This window comes from Deltaproteobacteria bacterium (genome assembly GCA_012522415.1).
GTDB lineage: Bacteria > Desulfobacterota > Syntrophia > Syntrophales > JAAYKM01 > JAAYKM01.
This window is the reverse complement of sequence record JAAYKM010000016.1, coordinates 1-2,270: the sequence shown is the minus strand read 5'-3', so window position 1 is coordinate 2,270 and position 2,270 is coordinate 1. Positions and strand designations below refer to the sequence as shown.

The following is a 2,270-nucleotide window of genomic DNA, read 5'->3' as shown; positions in this document are numbered from 1 at the left end:
GCAAGAGCTTCACTTTCCGGATGATCCGACATAACGCCTGCAAGCATTTCTTGAATCTCTTCATTACTCATGCCGGCTTCCAAAACCATATTTGTATGCGCATAGGAACAAATCTCACAGCCGGTGACTTCTGTTACCGCCAACATGATCCGCTCGATAAAACCGGGATCCAGTTCTTTCGTACGTTTGGCTTTTCCGATGTACGGAGCTGTACGCGAACCGTCGTATACGATTCGGTAGATCTCTTTCAGTGAATAGAGCTCCCGGCCGTTGTGCATCATACTGATACTACCTCCGTTATTGACATATGCCCATATTGATAGTACCACTCCTTTAATGAACAATACAAGTGAAATCGCTTCTTTTCGGAGGGATGGTGATTTTTGTGCCGTGGATTCGGGGAGAAGATTGTATCGGATGTGGAATTTGTGTTGAAAATGTTCCATGGGCGCAATTGATATGCAAGACAACATTGCAAGAATGGATCGGAAATCAATAACGGAACCAAGCATACCTTTTTCTGGCCATGTCCAGATAATTTTCCGTGCCGGTTCTATTTTCGGCATAGAACCGATGCCAGTTTTCCGGTACCGGCAAGTCGTTGTACATCCGGGTCCTTTTTGCTTCCAGCAAATGTCTGCCGGTGCCCATATAGTCCGCAGCGCAAAGGACTCGGTTTTTTGCCCGCGCAGACAGTTCGTCCAGCCACGCCAATCCGGACTCGCACCGCAGCAAATGATGGTCCAGAATCATGAGTTCCACGTGCTCGGACAATTTCATGGCATTTTGCCGGGCAATCGCAGATTTTTCTTCCGCAATCTCTTCTCGATAAAGAGGCGGCCCGCTGGCCAGAACGATATCCGGTGCGCACGCCAGGATCGTATCGATGGTTTTTTCGTCCAACAACTGAATATCCGATGCATGGAGAAACACCTGTTCACCGTCGGTGATCCGGGTCATCACGATCCGGTTCCGAGGACTGCAGTCTTCACCGTGTGGGACCGGACCGAAAAAAGACAGATTTTCATCCTGAAAAGATCGGGCATCGCCAATCTCTTTATTTAAACCAAGTACTATCGCTTCAACCCTGCGGCGCAGAAAACTTTCCGGAGCTTCCGGAACATCTGCCCACACGTTGCACTCCGGTAATATATTTCGGATCTGGGCCACATCCAATTGATAGGGATTTGCATCATACAGAGGAATATGATCTCCGTGAAAATGGCTGAATACGATATCGGTAGCCGTTCCGAACTCATCCAGGATTTTTTTTCTGAGGATCTCCCCCACGCCGATTTGGACCGGATGAGGCTTACGGCCGTTTCGAATCAATCCCAGTGAAATCCCCGGATCAATGAATATTTTACGGTTTCCGACCTTCACCACACAGCTGAGACCCCTGACGCCCAGGGATTCTGTGCCGATGATCCGGATCTCCATGCAAACCATCTCCCTCTACAACTTTTGAACAGCCTGACTCTTCCCCGCAAGGATCACGATTCCTTCTCCGACACGCTTCAGATGAAGCAAGTCCAGACAGTTTATTTTAAGAAGATTTCTCACGTCTCTTTCTGCATCTGTAAAAATTTTTCCCCCAAACGAAAACACAATCAGCAAATGCCCTTCGGATTTCAGTACCCGGACGGCCTCTGCCAGATACACCGGTGCATTTGACGTAACGACTAGATCGTAAGTCTCTTTTTCTCTGGCCAGCGCCACTGCATTGCCCTGTTCAAAGCAGATTCGCGGCACCTCGCTCTCTTTGACTTTGCTTTTCGCCGCTTCGATCATACCGGGACTTTGATCCACACCTGTGACAAAAGCTTTCGGGAAATGCCTCGCCGCTTCAAACGCCGCAAGGCCGGTCCCTGTACACAAATCCAGAATATGAAGGGGCTGACTGTCCAGAAGGTTCAGGCCTTCTGAAAAGAGAAGCAAATCAGCCTCTCTTCCGTCGCGGATCTTAGCGTCGTAGGTCCTGCTTATTTTTTCGGGAAAAACTTGCATCACCTTGAGAAACAGTCTGGATTTCATCACATTGGGATGATGCAAGCCCCACCGTATCAGGGGACCCATGGTATATTTCCTCCACTTAAACAGACTCCCCATCGAAAAGTCCTTTCCTATTTTTTCAACGCGCGGAAAACCGTTCTGTTCGCAACAGCCCGCTCAAATGCTTTTATATTTTTAATACTTCATTGGTATCAATTCGGTATATTCGGAGGCCGCAGCACCGCTTAAAAATAAACGAATGATCTGTTGTCCGAGAG

At 48.4% G+C, this 2,270-nt stretch carries 3 protein-coding genes; all 3 read right to left on the bottom strand.

The features are described 5' to 3' along the window. Positions 1-281: carboxymuconolactone decarboxylase family protein (locus tag GX147_01225; protein ID NLN59332.1), on the bottom strand; the 281-nt coding region annotated here is incomplete at its 3' end. Positions 282-492: 211 nt separating this feature from the next. Continuing rightward, positions 493-1,440, bottom strand: a complete 948-nt coding sequence (locus GX147_01220) for a hypothetical protein (protein NLN59331.1) — start codon at positions 1,438-1,440, stop codon at positions 493-495. 15 nt (positions 1,441-1,455) lie between these two features. Beyond that, positions 1,456-2,076, bottom strand: a complete 621-nt coding sequence (locus GX147_01215; protein ID NLN59330.1) for a class I SAM-dependent methyltransferase — start codon at positions 2,074-2,076, stop codon at positions 1,456-1,458. Positions 2,077-2,270 lie beyond the last annotated feature (194 nt).

Coding starts and splice junctions, on each gene's coding strand:
- GX147_01220 (NLN59331.1), bottom strand. CDS start 1,440: ATGGAGATCCGGATCATCGGCACAGAATCCCTGGGCGTCAGGGGTCTC.
- GX147_01215 (NLN59330.1), bottom strand. CDS start 2,076: ATGGGTCCCCTGATACGGTGGGGCTTGCATCATCCCAATGTGATGAAA.